We start from the raw sequence: 23,201 nt of genomic DNA, 5'->3' as shown, positions 1-23,201 counted from the left end.
ACCATGGCAGAAGCGGCGATAAAGAAACCGAAGTTCGATGCTTTCACGTGGGAAGGCGTCGATAAACAGGGAAAGAAGGTCAAGGGCATCATGGAAGCGGCCAGCGTCGCCTTCGTGAATGCCACGCTGCGCCGCCAGGGCATCAACCCCGTCAAGGTAGCCAAGCAACGCAAGGCGGCCTTCAAGTTCAAGAAAAAGATCACCACCAAGGATATCGCCGTCTTTACCCGCCAGCTCGCGACCATGCTGACCTCGGGCATCCCCATTGCCCAGTCTTTCGATATCGTCGGCAAAGGACATGAAAACCCGTCCATGCAGGAAATCATCATGTCCATCAAGCATGACGTGGAGTCGGGAACCGCCCTGACCCAGGCGCTCGGCAAACACCCGCTCTATTTCGATGCCCTGTACTGCAATCTGGTACAGGCCGGCGAGCAGGCCGGTATTCTGGACGGCATCCTGGACAAGGTTGCCACCTACAAGGAAAAGATCGAGGCCATCAAAGGCAAGATCAAATCCGCCCTGTTCTATCCGACGGCGGTCATCGTGGTAGCATTCATCATCACCGCCGTGCTGCTGGTGTTCGTGATCCCGCAGTTCGAGAGTCTGTTCGCCGGTTTCGGCGCCGACCTGCCGGCCATGACCAAAATGGTCATCAATCTGTCAAAAGGATTCCAGGAATGGTGGTGGGCGATCATCGGCACCATTGTCGGAGCTGTGGTGTTCCTGAGCTACTCCTACAAGCGCTCCGAAAAAATGCAACATTCGATGGATCGGATCTTGCTCAAAGCCCCGGTGATCGGCGAGATCGTCAAAAAGGCTACGATCGCCCGTTTCGCGCGTACGCTGGCGACCATGTTCGCCGCCGGTGTACCGCTGGTGGAGGCGCTGGATTCCGTCGCGGGCGCCGCGGGGAACCGCGTCTACTACGAAGGCACGATGGCCATCAAGTCCGACGTCAGCACCGGCATGCAATTGCAGGCCTCAATGAATGCCACCGGGCTGTTCCCCAACATGGTGGTGCAGATGGTCGCGATCGGCGAGGAGTCGGGCGAGCTCGATAAGATGCTGAGCAAGGTCGCCGATTTCTACGAGGCGGAAGTGGATGATGCCGTGGCGGGCCTCTCCAGCCTGCTCGAACCGATCATCATGGCCTTTCTCGGCATCGTCATCGGCGGTCTTGTCGTCGCCATGTACCTGCCGATCTTCAAGCTTGCGGCCACCGTTTAATCTTCCAGGCCGGTACTGCTTTTTGCGTCCATTCGGGCATAATGCCGCCCGATGAGCGATATCTCCGTCTTTTTCACCAGCTATCCCGCCGCCTTTCCCTGGATCGCCGGTCTTTTCGGACTGGCCATCGGCAGCTTTCTGAATGTCGCGATTTACCGTCTTCCAGTCATGCTGGAGCGGAAATGGCGCAGTCAGTGCCAGGAGATCCTCGAGCCGAATAAAAAAAAACCAGATACCGCCAAAAGGTTTGATCTGGTGGCGCCCGGTTCGCGCTGTCCGCACTGCGGTCATGCCATCACGGCGCTCGAAAATATCCCGGTTCTGAGTTTTCTCTGGCTACGCGGAAAATGTTCAGCCTGCGCCAAACCCATCTCCTGGCGCTACCCGCTGGTAGAACTCCTGACGGGCGGCCTGACGGCGATGGTCGCCTGGTATTTCGGATATGGAATTACCGCGCTGGCCGGAATCGTGCTGACCTGGAGCCTCGTCGCGCTCAGCTTCATTGATTTCGACCGGCAGCTGCTCCCGGACGATATCACCCTGCCGTTGCTGTGGGCCGGACTGCTGTTGAATGTCTTCGCCGTCTTCACGCCGTTGTCATCGGCGGTCATCGGCGCCGCCGGCGGTTACGCTTTCCTCTGGCTGGTATACCAGATTTTCAAACTGGTGACCGGCAAGGAGGGCATGGGTTACGGCGACTTCAAGCTGTTCGCTGCCTTGGGCGCCTGGCTCGGGTGGCAGAGCCTGCCCCTGATCATCTTGCTGTCTTCACTGGTCGGCGCCATCGTGGGGATTGCCTTTATTCTCTTCTTCGGCCGTGACCGCCAGCTGCCCATCCCCTTCGGCCCGTTCCTGTGCGTGGCCGGATGGGTCGCGCTCCTGTGGGGTGACACGCTGACGCGCTACTACCTGCAGTTTGCCCGCCTCGCGCCCTGAACCTGCCCTCATGTTACGCGTAGGACTGACCGGCGGCATTGGCAGTGGCAAATCCACCATCGCGTCACTGTTCGTGATGCGCGGAGTGCCGGTGATCGATACCGATGAGATCGCACACGCCCTGACCGAACCGGGCCAGAAATCCTACGATGAGATTGTCCATGCCTTCGGTGATGCGATTTTGGATGAAAAACGCCGGGTCGATCGCAACCGGCTGCGCGAACGTGTCTTTGACAATGCCGACGAGCGCCGGCTTCTCGAAACGATTCTGCACCCTCACATCCGCGCTGTGGTCCGGGACAGGCTGGCCGCACTCGATGCGCCCTATGTCGTCGTAGTGGTCCCGCTGCTGATCGAATCAGGCTTTACCGATCTTGTGGACCGTGTTCTGGTCGTCGATGCCATGGAAAATGTACAGATCCAGCGTACCGCCACCCGCAGCGGACTCAGCGAACCGGAAATACGCAAGATCATGTCGGCCCAGGCAAGCCGGGCGCAACGGCTGCAACTGGCGAACGAGATCATCGAAAATAATGGCGACCGGAAGCAGCTCGAGGCCGAGGTGGAGCGCATGCACCAGTGGTATCTGTCGCTCGCAACGACGACGAAGAAAAACTAGATTAAACGCCCTGGAAATATCGCAGAGATCGAGGAGACGCGGAGAACGCAGAGGAGTGGGGTATTCAGTCCTAAAACTCTGTGTGCTCTGTGCCTCTGCGTCCTCCGCGTTTTTGCCAGAGCGTTAGAGGTTATGTTCGGTATTCGGCGTTGATGCGCACATAATCGTGCGACAGATCCGAGGTCCACACGCACGCTGAAGCCGCGCCCGTCCCCAGCTCCACCCCGATACGGATTTCCGGCCGCCGCATCACCGCAAGCCCCTTGGCCTCGGTATATTCAGCATCCAACGCACCGTTACGCACCACACACAACTCATTAAGATGAATCGCCACCGTGGCGACATCCAGATGTTCTATCGGCGCCCGTCCGATAGCGGCCAGAATGCGCCCCCAGTTGGGGTCGCTGGCAAAAAATGCCGTTTTCACCAGCGGGGAGTGCGCGATGGTATAGGCCACCGCGAGACAATCGGACTCGCTCTGCCCGCCGCTCACATCGATGGTAATGAACTTGGTGGCACCCTCGGCGTCACGCACGATGGCCTGTGCCAGCTCCATGAACACCTCCATAACGGTTCCCAGCAACAAGGCATAGGCCTCGCCCTCGACCCGATCAATCACGGGATTTCCGGCGGTACCGGTGGCCAGCAGCACGCAGGCATCGTTGGTGGAAGTATCGCCGTCGATGGTGATGCGATTGAAGGACCGGTTCACCGCCGCCGTGACGCAGGCCTGAAGCACCGCCGGGGCGACGACGGCATCCGTGGCCACGAACGCCAGCATAGTCGCCATGTCCGGCCGGATCATGCCGGCGCCCTTGGCGATGCCCGTCACCGTGATCGTGCTCGAACCGATTCTGATCTGGCGCGAGCTGCCCTTCGGCAGGGTATCGGTCGTCATGATGCCGTGCGCGCCTTCGGCCCAGCCATTGGCATTCAGTCTGGCAAGGCAGGATGGCAGACCGGCGACAATTCGCTCGCGCGGAAGTCGCTCGCCGATCACGCCCGTGGAAAACGGCAGAATCTCCTCGGACCGGCAATTCAACTGACGCGCCAGCGCCGCACAACAGGCGCGCGCGTCTTCCACGCCCGGCTCACCGGTGCCGGCATTGGCAAACCCGGTATTGATGAGCAGGGCGCGCGGTGCGGTCCTGGCGAGATGCTCGCGCGCCACCGTGACGGGAGCGGCGCAGAAACGGTTTTGCGTGAAGGTGGCGGCTGCCAGTGTGCCCGGGGCGCACTCGATCACCACCAGATCGCGACGATCCTGTTTGCGAATGCCGGCGGCGGCGGTTCCGAGTCGGATGCCGGCGACGGGATGAAGGACGGGCAATGCTTTCAGGCCTACGGCCATTTCAGAACTAAATCGTGATCCGTGAGTCGTGAATCGTAACTGATTCTATCCCACGACTCACGAATGACGAATCACGGCTCACGTCAGTTTGCCGTGACATTGTTTGTATTTCTTGCCCGAACCGCAGGGGCAGGGATCGTTGCGTCCGATCTTGGGCTGGCGACGCGTGACCGGTTTCTGCGCCACAGCGACTTCATCTCCAGCTTCACCCTGCTCGGGCTCGCCACCGGCAGCCAGTGTCGGGTGCACGAATTGCATGTCCTGTGGCTGGCGATTCTGGGCTTCCAGCGCTTCGACATCCTGCGGCGCCTGCACCTGCACATGCGCCAGCAAATTGATCACGTCATGCCGCACCCGGTTCAGCATGTCGGAAAACAGCACGAACGATTCGCGCTTGTATTCTTCCTTCGGGTTTTTCTGGGCATAACCGCGCAGGTGTATGCCCTGGCGCAGGTAATCCATGGCGGCCAGGTGATCCTTCCACTGCGTATCCAGCACCTGCAACATGATCGCCTTTTCCAGGTGACGCATGACTTCGGGCCCGATGGAGACGGTTTTTTCGGCGTGCCGGCGATCGGCTTCGGCAAGGATGCGCGCCCGCAATTTTTCCTCGTCCAGGGACGTCTCGTCCTTGAGCCACTGGCCGACAGGCAGCTTCAGACCCAGCTCGCGATCGAGACTCTCTTCGAGAGCCGTGATGTTCCACTGCTCTTCCAGGCTCTCGGGCGGAACATGCTGGTTGATTATTTCCGTGACGACTTCGTGGCGTATGCTCGTGATGCTCTCCGAGATGTCTTCCACGTCCATGAGCCGGTTACGCTGTTCGTAGATCACCTTGCGCTGGTCGTTCGCCACGTCGTCGTATTCGAGTAGCTGCTTGCGGATATCGAAGTTGCGGGCCTCGACCTTGCGTTGGGCGTTTTCGATGGCGCGCGTCACCCACGGGTGCTCGATGGCCTCACCCTCCTGCATGCCGAGTTTCTGCATCAGGCCGGACAGGCGATCGCTGCCGAAAATGCGCAGCAGATTGTCCTCGAGCGAGAGATAAAAACGCGAGGAACCGGGGTCGCCCTGACGGCCGGCACGGCCGCGCAACTGGTTGTCGATGCGGCGCGATTCGTGGCGTTCGGTGCCGATCATGTGCAGGCCGCCGGCGGCCACGACCTGCTGGTGGCGCTTTCCCCACTCGGCCCGCGCGCGCTCGCGGCCGGCCGGGTCATCGCCGATCTCCTTGAGCTCCATCTCGAGATTGCCGCCGAGCACGATATCGGTGCCGCGACCGGCCATGTTGGTGGCGATGGTCACCGCACCGGGTCGACCGGCCTGCGCCACGATAAGCGCCTCGCGTTCGTGCTGCTTGGCATTGAGCACCTGGTGTTCGATCTTTTCCCTGGCAAGCAGCCGCGACAGATGTTCCGAGGCCTCGATGGAAACGGTGCCGACCAGCACCGGCTGGCGGCGCTGATGGCAGTCCCGGACATCCGCCAGTATCGCCGCGTGTTTTTCCGCCGCGGTGCGGTAGATCTGGTCGGCAAGGTCGTTGCGGACCATCGGCCGGTGAGTCGGAATCACCACTACCTCGAGTCCGTAGATCTGCTGGAATTCGAAGGCTTCGGTGTCGGCGGTGCCGGTCATGCCGGCGAGCTTGCTGTACAACCTGAAATAATTCTGGAACGTGATCGTGGCCAGCGTATGGTTCTCGCTCTGGATCGGCACGCCCTCCTTCGCTTCCACGGCCTGGTGCAAACCGTCCGACCAGCGCCGCCCCTGCATCATGCGTCCGGTGAATTCATCGATGATGATGACTTCGTTGTCGCGCACGATGTAATCCACCTCGCGCTTGAACAGCGCATGTGCGCGCAGCGCGGCAATCAGATGGTGCATCAATATCAGGCTCGATACGTCGTACAGGCTGGATCCCGGCTCCAGCAGCCCGGCCTGCGCCAGCAGCTTTTCCACGGTTTCGTGGCCGGCCTCGGTCAGGTAGGCCTGGCGCGTCTTCTCGTCCACGCTGAAATCACCGGGCCCGTTCTCGGTTTCCTGCTTCGTCAGGCGCGGAATGATCGCGTTGATCTTGACGTACAGGTCGGTGCTCTCTTCGGCCGGCCCGGAAATGATGAGCGGCGTGCGCGCCTCGTCGATCAGGATCGAGTCTACCTCGTCCACGATGGCGTAGTTGAGTCCCCGTTGCGCGCGCTCTTCGGCGCGAAACGCCATGTTGTCGCGCAGGTAATCGAAACCGTATTCGTTGTTGGTGCCGTAGGTGATATCGGCGGCGTAGGCTTCACGCTTGGTCTGGCGATCCTGTCCGGGAACTACCACGCCCACGCTCATGCCGAGAAACTTGTAGATCTGTCCCATCCACTCGGCGTCGCGCCGGGCCAGGTAATCGTTGACGGTCACCACGTGCACGCCCTTGCCCGCCAGCGCGTTCAGGTAGACCGGCAGCGTGGCCACCAGCGTTTTGCCTTCGCCGGTCCGCATCTCCGAGATCTTACCCTGGTGCAACACCATGCCGCCGATCAGCTGCACGTCAAAATGGCGCATGCCCAGGGTGCGCTTGGAGGCTTCGCGCACCACCGCGAAGGCTTCATGCAGCAGGCCCTCAAGGGTCTCACCGTTCGAGAGGCGGGTCCTGAATTCGGCGGTCTTGGCACGCAACTGCTCGTCGGTGAGCGGCGCAATGCCTGCCTCGAGCGCGTTGATGCGCGCCACGTCCTGCTGCATGCGCTTGATCAGACGGGTGTTGCGGCTGCCGAATATCCTGGTAAGTGCTTTCGTGATCATGAAAATCCGTGCGTCTCCCGGGGAGACGTAACAAAAGAGCGGCAATTATGGAGGAAAAGTGGAGAGACTTGAAGCGTGACGGCGTTGCGACCTATTTCCCGGCTTGCTGCAAATAGCGCATGGGGTTGACCGAAGTTCCATTGCGCACCACCTCGAAATGCAGATGGGGTCCGGTGGAACGGCCGGTGGTGCCAACTTGCGCGACGGGCTGGCCCTTCTGCACACGGTCGCCGACCCTGACGAGGACGGCGCTGGCATGGGCATAGCGGGTGATCAAACCGGATTCATGCGTAACCTCGACCAGCAGCCCGTAACCGGATTTCTCGCCACTGTGGGTCACGACACCATCGCCCATGGCCAGTACCGGTGAACCCAGGTTGGAGGCGATGTCGACACCTTCATGATAGGACTGATGGCCGTTGAAAGGATCGGCGCGCGCGCCAAAACCGGAGGAAATCCAGCCGCCCTGCACCGGCCAGCCCGAAGGCGTCACAGCCGCGCTGAGCTTGCGATCGAGCAGCAGGTTCTCGAGCGCACTGAGGCGCTCCTGCTGACGCTCGATTTCCCGGGCCAGGTGATCGAGCGAGGACATCAGCTCGGGCGGATTCGAGGCAGCGGCATTCTTTTCCGGTCCGCCCATGGCCGCCTCGACAGCAAAATTGAATTCACGCGCATCCAGACCGGCCATGCGCGTCAGGCGCGAGCCCAGCGCATTGAGCCGCATCATTTGCGCCTGCATCTGGCCGAGCCGCTGTGCCAGTGCGTTCAGGTGCGCTTCGGCATTGCGCTTGGCCTCTGCCACGGCCGTGCGCTGGGCAGCCAGTTCGCGGCGCTGCGCCGACAACAGCGAATCCGCGTTGTGCGCGGTAAGCATGTCCTGGGCGTGGTAGGCCACGACGCCCAGAAGAACGGGCAGCGCCACCAGAACCACCAGCGCGATCAGAACAAGATGACGATGGGAAAGCGTGGTATTGCGGCCCTTGCCACGCCGGCTGTTCGGTACCAGGATGATGTTCATGCCGTGCTTCCCCTTTCGACTTCCCGTTGACCTGTTGCCGGTTCAGGCCGCCGGGGCCGTGCGCACGAAGGCGATGGGCGCCTGGTCGTTTTCGTCATAAGTGATGAGTTCCCAGGCATCCTGGTTCATCACCAATTGACGCAACAGACGGTTGTTGAGGGAATGCCCGGACTTGTGGGCGCTGAAGGCGCCGATCAGCGGATGCCCCAGCAGGTACAGGTCGCCGATGGCATCCAGCACCTTGTGCTTGACGAATTCGTCTTCATAACGAAGACCGTCGTCATTCAGGATGCGGTATTCGTCCAGCACGATGGCGTTGTCGAGACCGCCACCGCGCGCCAGCCCTACCGCGCGCAGCGCCTCAAGATCGCCCATGAAACCGAAGGTGCGGGCACGGCTGATTTCCTTGACGAAAGAGGTCGTGGAAAAATCGACCGTGGCGTTCTGGGTCGAATTGCGGAAGGTCGGGTGATTGAATTCGATGGCGAAGGAAACCTTGAATCCCTCAAACGGCTGGAAGCAGGCCCATTTGTCTTCCTCGTCCACGCGCACTTCCTTCTTGATGCGGATGAAACGCTTCGGCGCGCTCTGTTCGGCGATGCCGGCCGACTGCACCAGGAACACGAATGGCCCGGCGCTGCCGTCCATGATCGGCACTTCCGCCGCCGTCAGATCGACGTAGGCGTTATCGATGCCCAGACCGGCGAATGCCGACATAAGATGCTCCACCGTGGAAACACGCACACCGTTATATTCAAGTGTAGTCGAGAGGCGCGTGTCGGAGACGTTTTCCGGGCAGGCACGGATTTCAACCGGATCAGCCAAGTCAATGCGGCGAAAGACAATTCCGGTATCGGAAGAAGCGGGCCGGAGGGTGAGATAGACCTTTTCGCCTGTGTGGAGACCCACGCCGGTGGCGCGGATGACGTTTTTCAGAGTGCGTTGTTTAATCATTAAAAACTTCTTCTTGAATGATCCCTTTCTTGCGAAAAGGCCAGCGTTCCTTCGCCGGAGCGAAAATATTCACGCTAAGTTAATTTGACGCATGCAACCCTGCATGCCGATTACGAATTCACTTGGGCAAGGTATACGGAAAAATCGGTCCCTGCCTCTAATTTAAGGATAAAACCCCACATCTGTCCAGCCAAATCTCGGATTGCCGGCCATGATCGCTCAGCCGGGGCCGATAAACGGCCGGCAACGCGGCGAATGCCGCTTACCGGTGGCTCAAGGGCGCCAGAATAATCCCCTTCTCCGTGGCGAAGCCCCGTCAGGGAGCGTTCGCCGCGGGTGGCGGGAGCTAGTCCGCCTGCTTGCGCAGGAAGGCCGGGATATCCAGGTACTCGATGGCTGCCTCCGCCGCCGTGGCCAGCGGCCGCTCCGTGCGTCGATTGCGGATCACCGTCGGGGTCTCGTAGTCCTCGAAGTCGGTCGTGCCGGTGCCGGTCTTGACCACCTTGTACGGCTGCTTGCGCGCCTTTTCCTGGCCGAGACCGGTCGCCACCACCGTCACGCGCAGTTCCTCGCGCATCTCGGGTTCGATCACGGTGCCGATCACCACGGTCGCGTCGTCGGAGGCGAATTCCTTGATGGCGTTGCCAACCTCCTCGAACTCGCCGATGGACATGTCGAGGCCGGCGGTGATGTTGACCAGAATGCCGCGGGCGCCGGAGATATTGATGTCCTCCAGCAACGGGCTCGAGACCGCCGCGATGGCTGCCTCGCGCGCGCGTGACGGACCGCTGGCGGAGGCCGCGCCCATCATGGCCATGCCCATCTCCGACATCACGGTGCGCACGTCGGCGAAGTCCACATTGATAAGCCCCGGCCGCGTGATCAGCTCGGCAATGCCCTGCACCGCGTTCTGCAACACCTGGTTGGCCTTGCCGAAGGCATCCAGCAGGGTCGCATCCTTGCCCAGTACCGTCAGCAGCTTCTCGTTCGGGATCGTTATTATAGAGTCGACATATTGGCCCAGGTCGGATATGCCCTGATCCGCTATCGCCATACGCTTGCGCCCCTCGAACGGAAACGGCTTGGTCACAACGGCGACCGTCAGGATGTTCATGTCCTTCGCGACCTGCGCCACCACCGGCGCCGCGCCGGTGCCGGTACCGCCGCCCATGCCGGCGGTAATGAACACCATATCCGCGCCGGAAAGCACCTCGGCAATGCGTTCGCGATCCTCGACTGCAGCCTGGCGGCCGATGTCGGGGTTGGCGCCGCAACCGAGACCCTTGGTGAGATTGGTGCCCAACTGCAGAATGGTCTTGGCCTGCGAGCGCTTGAGCGCCTGCGAATCGGTGTTGGCGTTGATGAACTCCACGCCTTCGATACTGGCGGCGACCATGTGGTCGACGACATTGCCGCCGCCACCGCCTACTCCTATGACCTTGATAACCGCTTGTTGCCCGTAAGTATCCATTAATTCAAACATGTGTTGCCTCCAGTGTAGGTTTCCTTAAATCCGTTGATCGAACCAATTGCCCGTTCCCCCGCGTCAAAAATTCCCCTGAAACCAGCTCTTCATCCTGCTCCAGACTCCCTTTACCCCCACCGCCGCACCCGGGTTTTGCACGTACTGCTTGCCTTCCCGGCACCGCGCCCCGTACAGCACCAGCCCCACGCCGGTGGCGAAAATCGGGTTTTGCACCACGCCCTTCAGGCCGCCGACGTACTGCGGCATGCCCAGGCGCACCGGCATGTGAAACACCTCTTCCGCGAGATCGACCACGCCTTCCATCTTGGCACTGCCGCCGGTGAGCACCAGGCCGCTGCCAACCACGTCCTCGAAGCCGCTGCGGCGCAATTCCGCCTGCACCAGGCTGTAGAGTTCCTCGATGCGCGGCTCGATCACCTCAGCCAGCGTCTGACGCGACAGCTTGCGCGGCGGGCGGTCACCCACGCCCGGCACCTCGATGGTCTCGTCGCGGTGTGCCAGCTGCGTCAGGGCACAGCCGTATTTCTTCTTGATGTCCTCGGCGTATTGCGTCGGTGTGCGAAGCGCCACCGCGATGTCGTTCGTCACCTGGTCGCCGGCAATAGGAATCACGGCGGTGTGGCGGATGGCGCCGTCGGTGAATACCGAGATGTCGGTGGTACCGCCGCCGATGTCCACCAGACACACGCCCAGTTCCTTTTCATCCTCCGTCAGCGTGGAGATGCTGGAGGCCAGCTGTTCGAGAATGATGTCGTCCACCTCCAGCCCGCAGCGGCGCACGCACTTGATGATGTTCTGCGCCGCGCTGACCGCGCCGGTCACGATGTGCACCTTGGCCTCGAGCCGCACGCCGCTCATGCCGATCGGTTCGCGGATGCCTTCCTGCTTGTCGATGATGAATTCCTGCGGAAGGATGTGCAGGATTTTCTGATCCGCCGGAATGGCGAGCGCGCGCGCCGCCTCGATCACGCGCTCCACGTCGCCCTGCCCGACCTCCTTGTCCTTGATGGCGACAATCCCGTGCGAGTTGAAGCTGGAGATATGCGAACCCGCGATGCCGGCGTAGACCGAGTGGATCTGGCAGCCGGCCATGAGCTCGGCCTCCTCGATCGCGCGCTGGATGGATTGCACCGTGGATTCGATGTTCACCACCACGCCCTTTTTCATGCCGCGCGAGGGGTGGTGCCCCACGCCGATGATCTCGACCTCCCCGGTCGGCGCGATTTCACCGACGATCGCGAGCACCTTGGAAGTGCCGATATCCAGACCCACGATCAGTTTTTCATCGTCTCTTTTTGCCATGATTACCCCTTCTTGGCTGCTCCTGTCCTTCCTGTGCCGGTGGCACCCAGGCGCCCCGGCGCTTCCCGATGAGCGGCGGCCCGCACCCCGGCCGTCTGCACCGCAAAGCCATTGGCATAGCGCAGGTCCACCTGGGCGATTTTCGCGGGCTGGTCCCGCAGCGATTGCGCATACACCCGCGCAAACCGCTCCAGCTTGTATTCCGGCTGGTCCCGGTCCAGCACAATGACCATTCCGTCCTTGAGTTCCAGATGCCAGACACGCCGTGGCGTCAGCGAAACCCGCTCCAGCTCCAGACCGACCACCGCCAGGATCTGGCCGAGCTTCCTGAAATGTTCGAGTACCTGCGGCCCGGTTCCTTCGGGACCCTCCAGCCGCGGGAGTTCCGGCACCGGGTCGTTCAGCGTCACGCGCACCACGTCGCCGGCCTGGTTGAGAAAGGCGCCATCGCCCCAGCGCGCGGCCAGCTGCTGCTCCGTGAACCGCACGTACACGTCCTGCGGCCACTGGCGCCGCACCGAGGCCGTGTAGACCCAGGGCAGCGCTTCCACGCGCGCCTTCACCGCGTCCAGGTTGAGCAGGAAAAAATTTCCCTGCACGGCCTTGACCACGGCGGCTTCCAGCTCCGGCTGTGTCACGTGCCTGAATTCGCCCTCGAAGCGCACCTGCCGCACCGGAAAATTGTCGGTGCGCAACAACCAGTCGGCGCCGAAGGCCAGCGCCAGCAGCCCTGACAACAGCACGAACAGCAGCACCGCCGCCCTGAACAGGCTGATGCCTTCTTCATTCTTTGTGCGTGTCGTGTCAGCGCTCGACATCCGCCGTCTCCAGTATTTTCAAAACCAGTTCATCGAAATTCATGCCCGCCTGCTGCGCCGCCTTGGGCACCAGGCTGTGATCCGTCATGCCCGGTACCGTGTTGACCTCGAGCGCGTACGCGCGCCCGTCCTTGTCGAGCATGAAATCCACCCGGCCCCAGCCGCTGCAACCGAGCGCGGCGAATGCGCGTTGCGCCAGCGCCTGGATGGCGCGCTCCTGGTCCGCGGGCAGGCCGCAGGGGCAGAGATAGCGCGTGGTATCGAGGATGTACTTCGCTTCGTAGTCGTAGAATTCCCGATCGGTCTCGATCCTGATCAGCGGCAAGGCCTGATCGCCGAGAATCCCGCAGGTGATCTCGGCGCCGTCGATGAAGCGCTCGGCGATGACCTGATCGTCGTATTTGGCCGCGCTCTTCCAGGCCGCCTTCAGTTCGGCCACCGTCCTGGCCTTGCTCACGCCGAGGCTCGATCCTTCACGCACCGGTTTCACGAACACCGGCAGACCAAGTTTTGCAGCGACCTTGTCGAAATCGGTCCCGGCTTCCAGCACGGCGTATTCCGGCGTCGGAATGCCGGCGGCGGACCAGAGATATTTGGTTCTGAGCTTGTCCATGCCGAGCGCCGAGCCGAGCACGCCGCTGCCGGTATAGGGAATGTCGAGCACTTCGAGCGCGCCCTGGATCACGCCGTCCTCGCCCCAGCGTCCGTGCAGCACGATGAACACGCGTTCGAATTTCCCGTCTTCCAGCTGGCGCAGGGTGGATTTATCGGCGTCGAAGCCATGCGCATCGACCCCCTTGCGCTTCAGGGCCGCGAGCACGGCATTGCCGCTCTTGAGCGACACCTCGCGCTCGGCGGAAGGGCCGCCCATCAATACCGCCACCTTGCCGAAATTTCTGCTCATGGCTTGGCCTCACCGATGACACGCACCTCGGTCTCGAGCCTGATCCCGTGCAGGTTTTCCACCGTGGCCTGGATCCGCGCGATCAGGCGCTCGATCTCGGCGGCAGTGGCGCCACCCTGGTTGACGATGAAATTTGCGTGCAGTTCGGAGACACAGGCCTTGCCCTCACACTTGCCCTTCAGTCCGCTGGCCTCGATCAGGCGCGCGGCGTGATCGCCCGCGGGGTTCTTGAACACCGAGCCGGCATTCGGCAGTTGCGTCGGCTGGGTGGCGCCACGCTTGGCCAGCAGGGTTTTGATAAGTGTCTTACCCTGAGATGTATCGCCGCTCGCGAGCCGGAAATGCGCGGCGACAAACCATTCGCCCCGGGGGCCGCTGACCTTGCGATAAGCGATCTGGTAATCCGCCGGCGGGCGCGTGCGGCGTTGGCCGTGACGGTCGATGGTCTCCACCGCCTCAACGATCCTCCAGGTCTCGCCGCCGAAGGCACCGGCGTTCATGGCCAGCGCGCCGCCGACGGTGCCGGGAATGCCGGCCAGGAATTCCGCGCCCACCAGCTCGCGCTCGGCGCAGAACCGCGCCACCTTGGCGCCGGCCACGCCGGCCTCGGCGCGCACCACGCCGGGGCGCAGCACGCCCAGGCCGTTCAGGGCGCCACTGGTCATGATCACCGTGCCGCGCACGCCGCCGTCGCGCACCAGCAGATTGCTGCCCAGGCCCACCCAGTGCAGCGCTTCCTCTGCCGGCAGCGACGCCAGAAACGCCGCGAGATCGTCCAGGTCCGCCGGGATGTACAGCCGGTCGGCCGGCCCGCCGACGCGCCAGCTGGTGTGGCGCGACATCGGCTCATCCAGGAGCAGCCGTCCGCGCAGGCTTGTGCTGGATTTCGCCGGCATCATGCCTTTCCTCTCTTGCTGAGCGTCTGCGGCAGTGCGGCGGCAACGCCGCCGATGGAGCCCGCCCCCAGGGTGAGCAGCACATCGTTGCCGCGCAGCACATCGGCCAGCGCCTGCGGCAGCGTGTTCACGTCCTCCAGGAAAACCGGATCGACCTTGCCGCGCGCGCGAATGGCGCGGCACAGGGCGCGGCCGTCGGCGCCGCTGACCGGCTTTTCGCCCGCGGCATAGACTTCGGTGACGATCAGCATGTCGAGTCCGGCCAGCACGGTGCTGAAATCGTCCAGCAGGTCATGCGTACGCGTGTAGCGATGCGGCTGGAACACCACGACCAGGCGGCGCTGCGGCCAGCTGGCGCGCGCGGCCGCGACCGTGGCGGCGATCTCGCGCGGGTGATGCGCGTAGTCGTCAACCAATATGATGTCTCCGCCGTTCAGCCTGACCTGTCCGTTGATCTGGAAGCGCCGGCCGATGCCGCCGAAACCCGACAAGGCGCGGCCGATCGCTTTCTCGTCCACGCCCAGCTCGTGCGCGATGCCGATGGCCGCGAGCGCGTTCAGCACGCTGTGATGTCCCGGCAGGTTGAGCTCGACCGGCAACCAGCTCTTCCGGTCGCGCAGCTCGGCGGTGAAATGCATGCGGGTTTCCTGCTGGCGGATATTCACCGCGCGCAGATCGGCCTCGGGACTCGTGCCATAAGTCAGCACCGGGCGGTGCACGCGCGGAAGGATCTCGCGCACCACCGGGTCGTCGAGACACAACACCGCCAGGCCGTAGAACGGCAGTTGCTGCAAAAAATCGACGAATGCCTGCTTGAGGCGGTTGAAATCGCCGCCGTAGGTGGCCATGTGATCGGCGTCGATGTTGGTCACCACCGCCATGAACGGCGCCAGATGCAGAAACGACGCGTCGCTCTCGTCGGCCTCCGCCACCAGATACTGCCCGCGTCCGAGGCGCGCATGGGTGCCGGCGCTGTTGAGGCGGCCGCCGATCACGAAGGTCGGGTCGAGCCCGCCCTCGGCCAGGCAGCTGGCGATCAGGCTGGTGGTCGTGGTCTTGCCGTGGGTGCCGGCGATGGCGATGCCGCGTTGCAGGCGCATCAGCTCGCCCAGCATTTCCGCGCGCGGGATCACCGGTATCCGGGCGGCGCGCGCCGCGCGCACCTCCGGGTTGGTGTCGTCCACCGCCGACGACACCACCACCACATCCACAGCGTTAATCAGTTGCGGATCGTGACCGATGGTGACCTTCGCACCGAGCGACGCAAGACGCCGGGTGTTGGGCGACTCACGCACGTCCGAGCCGGATACCTCGAATTGCAGGTTGTGCAGCACCTCGGCGATGCCGCACATGCCAGCGCCGCCGATGCCGACGAAATGCACCCGTTTCACTCGGTCACGCATGCGGCACTCCCCGGCTCATGTCGCCGCCTCCAGGCATAACGTCGCCACGGTTTCGGCGGCATCGGTCACGGCCAGATGCCGCGCCGCCTGCGCCATCTTTAACAGGAGTTCGCGGTTGCCGGAAAATCCGGCGAGCAATTCGCACAAACGGGCGTTGTTGAATTCCGCCGTCGGCACCAGCACCGCGGCATTGCGCTCGGACAGAAAGCGCGCGTTGGCAGTCTGGTGATCGTCTACCGCATAGAGATAGGGAACCAGGATCGCCGCCGAGCCCGAAGCGGCGAGCTCGGCAACGGTCATGGCCCCGGCGCGGCACAGCACCACGTCGGCCCAGGCATAGGCCTGCGCCATGTCGTCGATGAATTCCGTCACCTTGGCCGGCACGTCGCCGTAGGCGCGCTGTACGACCTCGGCATTGCCGCGCCCGCACTGATGCCAGATTTCCGGTCGCAAGTCAGCGGACAGTTCGTGCACCGCGTCGGGCATGACATCGTTGAAAATCCTGGCGCCCAAACTGCCGCCGACGACCAGCAGCCGCAGGCGTCCGCGACGATCCTTCAGCCTTTCCTCGGGCGGCGGCAACGCGGCGATCTCGTCGCGCACCGGATTGCCCACGGGGCGCGCCACCACGTGCCGCCCGAAGGCATTGGGAAAACCGCTCAGCACCTGATCGGCGAGCGGCGCCAGCCACTTGTTAGTCATGCCGGGAATCGCGTTCTGTTCGTGGATCAGCAGCGGCGTGCGCGTCAACCACGCCATCAGGCCGCCAGGCCCCGCGACGAACCCGCCCAGGGACAGCACCGCGTCCGGCTTGCGGCGACGCAACACGCGGAACGCCTGCGCCATGGCATACGCAAGCGTGAACGGAAACTGCAGCCAGCGCAGCCAGCCCTTGCGCCGCACGCCCTGGATGTTGAGCCACTCCATGTCGATGGCCAGCCCCGAGGCCGGCACCGCATGCGCCTCCAGCCCCCGGCGCGTGCCCAGCCACACGACCTGCACGCGCTTCTCCAGCAGCCGGCGCGCCACGGCCAGCCCCGGGAACACATGCCCGCCGGTACCGCCCGCCATGATCAGCACGCGACTCATTGATTCCCCCAATTACCGCCACGCGCCTCACGCCCGATCAGGAGCAGCAGGCCCATGGCGATGCAGCTCACCAGCATGCTGGAACCGCCATAGCTTACGAACGGCAGTGTCAGCCCCTTGGTCGGGAGCAGGCCCATGTTCACGCCCATGTTGATCATGCCCTGGCCGCCGAGCAGCAGCCCGATGCCCTGCGCCAGACGCGCACCGTAGATCTGTCCCGCGGCCTCCGCCTGGCGCGCGATGGCGAAGGCGCGCACCAGGACGATGCCGAACACCACCATCATGCCGAGCACGGCCAGCAGCCCGAGTTCCTCGGCCATTACGGCGAACACGAAATCGGTGTGCGCCGCCGGCAGATAAAACAGCTTCTGCACGCTGGCGCCCAGTCCCACGCCGAACCATTCGCCGCGCCCGAAGGCGATCAGCGCCTGCACCAGCTGAAAGCCGGTATTGAAGGGATCGGCGAACGGGTCCATGAAGCTCGTCGCACGCGCCATGCGATACGGCGAGACGATCGTGAGCAGCACCATGCTGCCGACGCCGGCACCGAGCACCATCATGAAGTGCCAGAAACGCACGCCCCCGAGAAACAGCATGGCGAACACCGTCACGGTGATGACCACCAGCGAACCCAGGTCGGGCTCCATCAGCAGCAACGCACCGATCACCGCCACCACGAGACTGACCATGACAATGCCCTGGGTGAAATTCCTGAGCGCCTCCTGTTTGCGCACCAGGTAGCCCGCGACGTACACCACAGCGAAGAGTTTCATGAACTCCGACGGTTGCACGTTGAAGATGCCGAGCCGGATCCAGCGCGAGCTTCCGTTGACGTGCGCGCCGATGCCCGGCAGCAGCACCACGGACAACGCGACGATGCCGATCAGCAGCAGATACGGACCGGCCTTTTCCCACCAGCGCACGCGCGTGCGCATCGTGAACGCCATGAGCGCCAGGCCCAGGATGGCGGAGGACGCGTGCCGGATGAGGAAATAGACGCTGTTGTTCATCTCGCGATCGGCGTAGGCGACCGACGCCGAATACACCATGATCACGCCGGTGGCGAGCAGCACGAAGGTGCTGCCCAGCAGCCACGGATCCCACGCCGGCCGGGCCCGGCCGGCCGCGCGCACGTCGCCTGTCATGACCGCAGCCATCATGTCGTTACCTCTTGCACGGCCTGACGAAAAACTTCGGCGCGGTGTTCATAATTGCGGAACATGTCGAAGCTGGCGCAGGCCGGCGACAGCAGCACCACATCTTTCGCTTGCGCCAGTCCTTTGGCGATATGCACGGCATCATGCATGTCTTTCGCGTAATGCACCGGCACCGCCCGGTCGAGCGCGGCCTCGATCTGCGGCGCATCGCGCCCGATCAGCACCACGGCGCGCGCGTGACGGGCGCAGGCCGGTTTCAGATCGCTGAAATCCTGGCCCTTGCCGTCACCACCGGCGATGAGAATCACCGGCGCAGTCATGCCGTTCAGGGCCGCCACCGTGGCGCCGACGTTGGTTCCCTTGGAATCGTCATACCAGCGCACACCCCGATGCTCGGCCACCAGCTGGGTGCGGTGCTCCAGCCCCTTGAACGCACGCACGGCGGCACAGGCCGCTTCGGGCGTGACACCGACGGCCTCGGCCAGCGCCATGGCCGCGAGCACGTTCGCCAGGTTGTGCCGGCCGGCGAGCGGCACCTCGCGCGCGGGCATGAGCGGCTGCTTGCCATGCACCAGCCAGGTCTCGCCGTTGACTTCATCGAGGCCATAGTCCTGCGCCGCCAGCGGCCGGCCGAGCCCGAATCCGGCCAGGCGCCGGCCCGGTTCACGCATGCGCATCACCCGGGGGTCGTCGGTGTTGAGCACCATGGTGCCGTTGCCGCGGAAGATGCGCGCCTTGGCCCCGGCGTATTCGTCGATGTCGTGGTAACGGTCCATGTGATCCGGCGTGATGTTGAGCACCGTGGCGGCGCGCGCATTGAGACTCGCCGTCGTCTCGAGCTGGAAACTCGACAGTTCGAGCACGTAGACGTCCGGTTCGGGGTCCGCCAGCAGCGACAACGCCGGCACGCCGATGTTGCCGCCGACGGCGGTCTCAAGGCCCGCCTGCCGGCACATCTCGCCGGCCAGCGCCGTCACCGTACTCTTGCCGTTGGCGCCGGTGATGGCGATGACCGGGGCGGTCGCCTCGCGCGCGAACAGCTCGATGTCGCCGGCGACTTCGGCGCCGCGTTCCACCGCGCGCGCGATCCCGGCCTCCTTGACCGACACGCCGGGACTGACCACCAGCAGGCCCGGGTCCTCGAGCAGCGCCGCGGGCAGGCCGCCGGTGTGCGCCGTCACCCGCGGAAACTCGCGCCGCAGCTCCTCCAGCTTCGGCGGTTGTTCGCGCGTGTCCGCCACCGTGACGTCATAACCGCGCGCAACCAGATGACGCACGCAGGAAATACCGGTGAGCCCGAGGCCCACCACCAGCGCGCGTTTTGTCTCCGTCTTTTTCATTGCCCCGGCCATCACGTTCCTATCGAATCTTCAATGTGGCCAATCCAACCAGCACCAGGATCAGCGAGATGATCCAGAAACGCACGATCACGCGCGGTTCGGGCCAGCCTTTCAGTTCAAAATGGTGATGCAGCGGCGCCATGCGGAAGATGCGTTTGCCGGTGAGCTTGAACGAGACCACTTGCAGCATCACCGACACCGTTTCCATCACGAACACGCCGCCCATGATGAACAGCACGATTTCCTGGCGCACCGACACCGCTATCGTGCCGAGCGCCGCACCCAGCGCCAGCGCGCCGATGTCGCCCATGAACACCATGGCGGGATAGGTGTTGAACCACAGGAATCCGAGGCCGGCGCCAACGATGGCGCCGCAGATAATCAGCATCTCGCCGGCGCCGGCGATGTACGGGAAACCGAGATAGGCGGAAAACTTGAGATGGCCCATGACGTAGGCAAAGATGCCCAGCGCCGCCGCCACCATGACCGTCGGCATGATCGCCAGGCCATCCAGCCCGTCGGTCAGGTTCACGGCATTGCTGCTGCCCACGATCACCAGATAGGCCAGCAGGATGTAAACCGGACCCAGGTCGATGATGACGTTCTTGAACAGCGGCAGGATGAGCGCGGTGTCGGCGGGGCTTTTGGCGCTGTAGTAGAGGAACAACGCGACCGCCAGGCCGGAAACCGTCTGCCAGAAAAACTTGGCCCTGGCACCGATGCCGCGCGGATCCTTGTTGATGATCTTCTTGTAGTCATCGACCCAGCCGATGGCGCCGAAGGAAGCGGTGGCGAACAGCACCGCCAGCACGAAGCGGTTCGACAGATCCGCCCACAACAGGGTGGAGATGGCGATGGCGACGAGGATCATCGCCCCGCCCATGGTCGGCGTGCCAGCCTTGGAGAGATGGCTCTGGGGACCATCCTTGCGCACGGTTTGTCCCAACTGGCGCACGCCGAGGAGCCGGATCATCGCCGGCCCGATCCAGAAACTGATCAGCAGCGCCGTCAGCACGCCCAGGATGCCGCGCAGCGTGATGTAACGGAACACGTTGAAAAACGTGAAGTCCCGCGACAGTGATTCGAAAAGATAATAGAGCACTTAGCGGCTCCCCCCGTTTTCGGTGACGGCCGGCGACGGCCTGGTGATGCCGGCGACGATCCGCTCCATGCGCATCAGGCGCGACCCTTTCACCAGCACCGTCATGTCCGCGTGCAGACAGTCCTGCAGCGCCTCGATCAGTGCCTCGTGGCTGTCAAAATGCCGCGCGCCCTTGCCGAAGGCGCCGACAGCGATACGCGCCAGTTCGCCGATGGCGAAAAGGCGCTGGATGCCGAGGCGGCCGGCCAGCTCGCCGACGCGGAAATGAATGTCGGCGGCGGACGGCCCGAGCTCGCCCATGTCGCCCAGCACCAGTACGCGTTCGCCCTTGAATTCCCGGAGCACCTGCAGTCCCGCCGCCACTGAAGCAGGGTTGGCGTTGTAGGTGTCGTCGATGATGCGCGCGCCGCTGATGCCGCGCTTCACCTCGAGACGGCCGGAAACCGTCTTGAGTTTTTCGAGCCCGGACTTGACCTGCTCGAGCGAGGCGCCGGCCGCGATCGCCGCGCCCGCGCCCGCCAGGGCGTTCATGACATTGTGTCGGCCCAACAGGGGTACGCGCATGTCGATGTCTCCATGAGTGGTGGTTTTGAGATGCATGAGACTGCCGTTGTCGGTGAGCCGGTATTCCGCGCTCACGTCGGCCCCGGCTTCCAGGCCGAAAGTCAGGTGCTTGCGCGTGGCCACCAGCGTCTTCCAGTACGGAAAATACGGGTCGTCGGCGTTAAGCACCGCGGTGCCGGCCGTGCGCAGGCCGGTGAAAATCTCGCCCTTGGCCCGCGCCACGCCCTCGAGCGAACCGACGCCCGCCAGATGCGCCTCGCCGGCGTTGGTGATGAGCGCCACCGTCGGGCGCGTCAGGCGCGAAAGATATTCGATCTCGCCGAAATGGTTCATGCCCATCTCGATCACGGCGTAGCGGTCGCTGGCGCGCATGCGCGTGAGCGTGAGCGGCACGCCGATGTCGTTGTTGAGATTGCCGCGCGTGACGCAGCCGGGGCCGGTCTCGCCCAGGATCGCGCCGATCATTTCCTTGACCGTGGTCTTGCCGTTGCTGCCGGTGACGGCGATGACCGGAATCTGGAACTGGTTGCGCCAGAACGCACCGAGATTTCCGAGCGCCAGCCGCGTGTTCGGCACGCGCACGTAGGGCAGCGGCGTCTCCATGTCACGCGCCAGCAGGGCACCTACCGCCCCCGCGCTGATGGCCTCGGCCAGGAAATTGTGCCCGTCAAAGCGTTCGCCCTTGATCGCGACGTACAGATCGCCTGGCTGCAGACTGCGCGTGTCGTGGCACACGCCGGTGAACACGGCGTCCGACCCGTGGTGCGGGCATTTGAGTACGTCGGCGAGAATCGCGAGCGACATCACGCGGCTTCCCCCAGTAATGTTCGCACGGTGTCGCGATCACTGTATGGCCGGCGCTCATCGCCTACCTGCTGGTAATCCTCGTGACCCTTGCCGGCGATGAGTACGATGTCGCCTTCCGTCGCGCCCCCGATCGCCGTCGCGATCGCGTTGCGGCGATCGCGGATGATGCGCGGCGCGGCGCGCATGCCGCCGACGATGTCGGCGATGATGGCGTCGCCCGATTCATGCCGCGGGTTATCGTCGGTCAGCAACACCGTGTCCGCCAGGCGCTCGGCGATTTCGCCCATCACCGGGCGCTTGCCGCGGTCACGGTCGCCGCCGCAGCCGAAAACGCACCAGAGTTTTCCGCGCGTGTGTTCGCGCAGGGCGGTCAGGATTTTTTCCAGCGCGTCCGGTGTGTGCGCATAATCCACCACCACCAGCGGCAGACCCCTGGCGCCGCCGAAACGCTCGGCGCGGCCAGCCGGCGCCTGCGCCCGCGTCAGGCGCGCGGCGGCATCGCGCAGCTCCACTCCCAGGGCCAGCAGGGTCGCCAGCACCGCCAGCAGGTTGTACACGTTGAAGTGCCCGATAAGCGGGCTGCGAAGTTCGGTCTCGCCATGAGGCGTCTGGATACGCAACCACAGCCCCTCGGACGAAGGCCGCACCTCGCGCGCGCGCACGTCGCCGCCCTCGATGCCGTAGCTCAGGCAGGCCACCGGTGCGCCGACCCCGGCCAGCAACCGGCGTCCGAAATCATCATCGTGATTGATCACGGCGTATTTCAATCCTTCGTGCGCGAACAATTTCGCCTTGGCCTGGCCGTAGGCCGTCATGTCGCCGTGATAATCGAGATGGTCGCGCGTGAGATTGGTGAACACCGCGACATGGAACCGCACCCCGTTCACCCGTCCCTGCTCGAGCGCGTGCGACGAGACTTCCATGGCCACGTGCGCCGCGCCGAGGTCGCGGTAATCCCCCAGCAGGCGCTGCACCGTGACGGCATCCGGCGTGGTGTGGATCGAGGCATTGAGCGCGCCGGGGAAACCGCTGCCGAGCGTGCCGATCACGGCGCAACGCTTCGGTGGTTGATCCAGCGCCTGCGCCAGCAGTTGCGTACAGGTGGTCTTGCCGTTGGTGCCGGTAACGCCGACCACCACCAGCCGGCGCGAGGGCGCGCCGTAAAAACGGTCCGCGATCACGCCGATCTTGTGGCGCAGGCCGGAAACGCCGAACGCCGGCACCGGCGCGCCGCGCAGCAGATATCCATCGTCGGTTTCATAAGCGATCGCGCCGGCGCCCGAAGCCACGGCATCGCCGATGTAATCGCGGCCGTCCGCCAGCATGCCCGGCAGCGCCAGGAACAGATCGCCCGGTTGCACGCGCCGGCTGTCGGTTTGCAGGCCGCGCACCCCGCGGTTGGCCACGCCCGGCACGCGCGCCATCCCCTCGAGCAGTT

19 protein-coding genes are annotated in these 23,201 nt (G+C 63.8%); 3 read left to right on the top strand and 16 right to left on the bottom strand.

The genetic code is table 11. The features are described from left to right. The first annotated feature begins 3 nt into the window (after positions 1-3). The 3 genes from SCL_RS02765 to coaE are packed head-to-tail and all read left to right on the top strand — an operon-like array spanning position 4 to position 2,785. On the top strand, positions 4-1,230 hold the full coding sequence (locus SCL_RS02765; protein WP_096359787.1) for a type II secretion system F family protein: 1,227 nt from the start codon (positions 4-6) through the stop codon (positions 1,228-1,230). Between the two features lie 51 nt (positions 1,231-1,281). Continuing rightward, the gene (locus tag SCL_RS02760; RefSeq protein WP_096359785.1) at positions 1,282-2,166 is read left to right on the top strand and encodes a prepilin peptidase; all 885 of its coding nucleotides are present in this window, start codon (positions 1,282-1,284) and stop codon (positions 2,164-2,166) included. A gap of 10 nt (positions 2,167-2,176) precedes the next feature. After that, entirely contained in the window at positions 2,177-2,785 is a 609-nt protein-coding gene (coaE, locus tag SCL_RS02755) for a dephospho-CoA kinase (RefSeq protein WP_096359783.1), read from the top strand. Positions 2,786-2,915: 130 nt separating this feature from the next. Here the strand turns inward: coaE and argJ are convergent, their stop codons facing one another. The 16 genes from argJ to SCL_RS02675 all read right to left on the bottom strand — a co-directional run bounded on the left by argJ (position 2,916) and on the right by SCL_RS02675 (position 23,187). After that, entirely contained in the window at positions 2,916-4,136 is a 1,221-nt protein-coding gene (gene argJ, locus SCL_RS02750) for a bifunctional glutamate N-acetyltransferase/amino-acid acetyltransferase ArgJ (protein WP_096359781.1), read from the bottom strand. Positions 4,137-4,214: 78 nt separating this feature from the next. Next, on the bottom strand, positions 4,215-6,923 hold the full coding sequence (secA, locus tag SCL_RS02745) for a preprotein translocase subunit SecA (RefSeq protein ID WP_096359779.1): 2,709 nt from the start codon (positions 6,921-6,923) through the stop codon (positions 4,215-4,217). A 91-nt stretch (positions 6,924-7,014) separates the two neighbouring features. Further along, entirely contained in the window at positions 7,015-7,941 is a 927-nt protein-coding gene (locus SCL_RS02740; protein ID WP_096359777.1) for a M23 family metallopeptidase, read from the bottom strand. A 42-nt stretch (positions 7,942-7,983) separates the two neighbouring features. After that, positions 7,984-8,895: a UDP-3-O-acyl-N-acetylglucosamine deacetylase gene (gene lpxC / locus SCL_RS02735; protein WP_096359775.1), complete on the bottom strand. Its 912-nt coding sequence runs from the start codon at positions 8,893-8,895 to the stop codon at positions 7,984-7,986. Between the two features lie 346 nt (positions 8,896-9,241). Next, complete coding sequence (ftsZ, locus tag SCL_RS02730; protein WP_096359773.1) at positions 9,242-10,378, bottom strand: cell division protein FtsZ; 1,137 nt, start codon at positions 10,376-10,378, stop codon at positions 9,242-9,244. A 63-nt stretch (positions 10,379-10,441) separates the two neighbouring features. Then, on the bottom strand, positions 10,442-11,683 hold the full coding sequence (gene ftsA / locus SCL_RS02725) for a cell division protein FtsA (RefSeq protein ID WP_096359771.1): 1,242 nt from the start codon (positions 11,681-11,683) through the stop codon (positions 10,442-10,444). 2 nt (positions 11,684-11,685) lie between these two features. Continuing rightward, positions 11,686-12,501: a cell division protein FtsQ/DivIB gene (locus SCL_RS02720; protein WP_096359769.1), complete on the bottom strand. Its 816-nt coding sequence runs from the start codon at positions 12,499-12,501 to the stop codon at positions 11,686-11,688. Further along, on the bottom strand, positions 12,488-13,405 hold the full coding sequence (locus SCL_RS02715) for a D-alanine--D-alanine ligase (RefSeq protein WP_096359767.1): 918 nt from the start codon (positions 13,403-13,405) through the stop codon (positions 12,488-12,490). Before SCL_RS02715 ends, SCL_RS02720 begins: the two co-directional genes overlap by 14 nt. After that, positions 13,402-14,301 (bottom strand): UDP-N-acetylmuramate dehydrogenase, encoded by a 900-nt coding sequence (gene murB, locus SCL_RS02710; protein ID WP_096359765.1) that lies wholly within the window; start codon positions 14,299-14,301, stop codon positions 13,402-13,404. The genes SCL_RS02715 and murB overlap by 4 nt, the downstream gene beginning before the upstream one ends. Then, positions 14,301-15,704 (bottom strand): UDP-N-acetylmuramate--L-alanine ligase, encoded by a 1,404-nt coding sequence (gene murC / locus SCL_RS02705; RefSeq protein ID WP_096359762.1) that lies wholly within the window; start codon positions 15,702-15,704, stop codon positions 14,301-14,303. Before murC ends, murB begins: the two co-directional genes overlap by 1 nt. Positions 15,705-15,719: 15 nt before the next feature. Beyond that, a complete protein-coding gene (gene murG / locus SCL_RS02700) occupies positions 15,720-16,793 on the bottom strand; it encodes an undecaprenyldiphospho-muramoylpentapeptide beta-N-acetylglucosaminyltransferase (protein WP_096359760.1) in 1,074 nt (357 codons plus the stop codon). Further along, positions 16,790-17,950: a putative lipid II flippase FtsW gene (ftsW, locus tag SCL_RS02695; protein WP_096361807.1), complete on the bottom strand. Its 1,161-nt coding sequence runs from the start codon at positions 17,948-17,950 to the stop codon at positions 16,790-16,792. Before ftsW ends, murG begins: the two co-directional genes overlap by 4 nt. Further along, positions 17,950-19,290: a UDP-N-acetylmuramoyl-L-alanine--D-glutamate ligase gene (murD, locus tag SCL_RS02690; RefSeq protein ID WP_197702681.1), complete on the bottom strand. Its 1,341-nt coding sequence runs from the start codon at positions 19,288-19,290 to the stop codon at positions 17,950-17,952. Before murD ends, ftsW begins: the two co-directional genes overlap by 1 nt. Before the next feature lie 19 nt (positions 19,291-19,309). Continuing rightward, positions 19,310-20,392, bottom strand: coding sequence for a phospho-N-acetylmuramoyl-pentapeptide-transferase (gene mraY / locus SCL_RS02685; protein WP_096359756.1), 1,083 nt, complete (start codon positions 20,390-20,392; stop codon positions 19,310-19,312). Continuing rightward, positions 20,393-21,760, bottom strand: a complete 1,368-nt coding sequence (locus tag SCL_RS02680; protein WP_096359754.1) for a UDP-N-acetylmuramoyl-tripeptide--D-alanyl-D-alanine ligase — start codon at positions 21,758-21,760, stop codon at positions 20,393-20,395. It abuts the gene before it with no gap. After that, a complete protein-coding gene (locus tag SCL_RS02675) occupies positions 21,760-23,187 on the bottom strand; it encodes a UDP-N-acetylmuramoyl-L-alanyl-D-glutamate--2,6-diaminopimelate ligase (protein WP_420823633.1) in 1,428 nt (475 codons plus the stop codon). The genes SCL_RS02680 and SCL_RS02675 overlap by 1 nt, the downstream gene beginning before the upstream one ends. Positions 23,188-23,201: the final 14 nt, after the last annotated feature.

It is taken from the genome of Sulfuricaulis limicola (assembly GCF_002355735.1).
In the GTDB taxonomy this organism is placed as follows: domain Bacteria; phylum Pseudomonadota; class Gammaproteobacteria; order Acidiferrobacterales; family Sulfurifustaceae; genus Sulfuricaulis; species Sulfuricaulis limicola.
The sequence above is the reverse complement of the archived record's forward strand: the minus strand, read 5'-3'. Positions and strand labels throughout refer to the sequence as shown.

What these genes read in the sequence shown, in the direction of transcription:
- SCL_RS02765 (WP_096359787.1), top strand. Translation starts at nt 4, where the DNA reads ATGGCAGAAGCGGCGATAAAGAAACCGAAGTTCGATGCTTTCACGTGG.
- SCL_RS02760 (WP_096359785.1), top strand. Translation starts at nt 1,282, where the DNA reads ATGAGCGATATCTCCGTCTTTTTCACCAGCTATCCCGCCGCCTTTCCC.
- coaE (WP_096359783.1), top strand. Translation starts at nt 2,177, where the DNA reads ATGTTACGCGTAGGACTGACCGGCGGCATTGGCAGTGGCAAATCCACC.
- argJ (WP_096359781.1), bottom strand. Translation starts at nt 4,136, where the DNA reads ATGGCCGTAGGCCTGAAAGCATTGCCCGTCCTTCATCCCGTCGCCGGC.
- secA (WP_096359779.1), bottom strand. Translation starts at nt 6,923, where the DNA reads ATGATCACGAAAGCACTTACCAGGATATTCGGCAGCCGCAACACCCGT.
- SCL_RS02740 (WP_096359777.1), bottom strand. Translation starts at nt 7,941, where the DNA reads ATGAACATCATCCTGGTACCGAACAGCCGGCGTGGCAAGGGCCGCAAT.
- lpxC (WP_096359775.1), bottom strand. Translation starts at nt 8,895, where the DNA reads ATGATTAAACAACGCACTCTGAAAAACGTCATCCGCGCCACCGGCGTG.
- ftsZ (WP_096359773.1), bottom strand. Translation starts at nt 10,378, where the DNA reads ATGTTTGAATTAATGGATACTTACGGGCAACAAGCGGTTATCAAGGTC.
- ftsA (WP_096359771.1), bottom strand. Translation starts at nt 11,683, where the DNA reads ATGGCAAAAAGAGACGATGAAAAACTGATCGTGGGTCTGGATATCGGC.
- SCL_RS02720 (WP_096359769.1), bottom strand. Translation starts at nt 12,501, where the DNA reads ATGTCGAGCGCTGACACGACACGCACAAAGAATGAAGAAGGCATCAGC.
- SCL_RS02715 (WP_096359767.1), bottom strand. Translation starts at nt 13,405, where the DNA reads ATGAGCAGAAATTTCGGCAAGGTGGCGGTATTGATGGGCGGCCCTTCC.
- murB (WP_096359765.1), bottom strand. Translation starts at nt 14,301, where the DNA reads ATGCCGGCGAAATCCAGCACAAGCCTGCGCGGACGGCTGCTCCTGGAT.
- murC (WP_096359762.1), bottom strand. Translation starts at nt 15,704, where the DNA reads ATGCGTGACCGAGTGAAACGGGTGCATTTCGTCGGCATCGGCGGCGCT.
- murG (WP_096359760.1), bottom strand. Translation starts at nt 16,793, where the DNA reads ATGAGTCGCGTGCTGATCATGGCGGGCGGTACCGGCGGGCATGTGTTC.
- ftsW (WP_096361807.1), bottom strand. Translation starts at nt 17,950, where the DNA reads ATGGCTGCGGTCATGACAGGCGACGTGCGCGCGGCCGGCCGGGCCCGG.
- murD (WP_197702681.1), bottom strand. Translation starts at nt 19,290, where the DNA reads ATGAAAAAGACGGAGACAAAACGCGCGCTGGTGGTGGGCCTCGGGCTC.
- SCL_RS02680 (WP_096359754.1), bottom strand. Translation starts at nt 21,760, where the DNA reads ATGTCGCTCGCGATTCTCGCCGACGTACTCAAATGCCCGCACCACGGG.
- SCL_RS02675 (WP_420823633.1), bottom strand. Translation starts at nt 23,187, where the DNA reads ATGGCGCGCGTGCCGGGCGTGGCCAACCGCGGGGTGCGCGGCCTGCAA.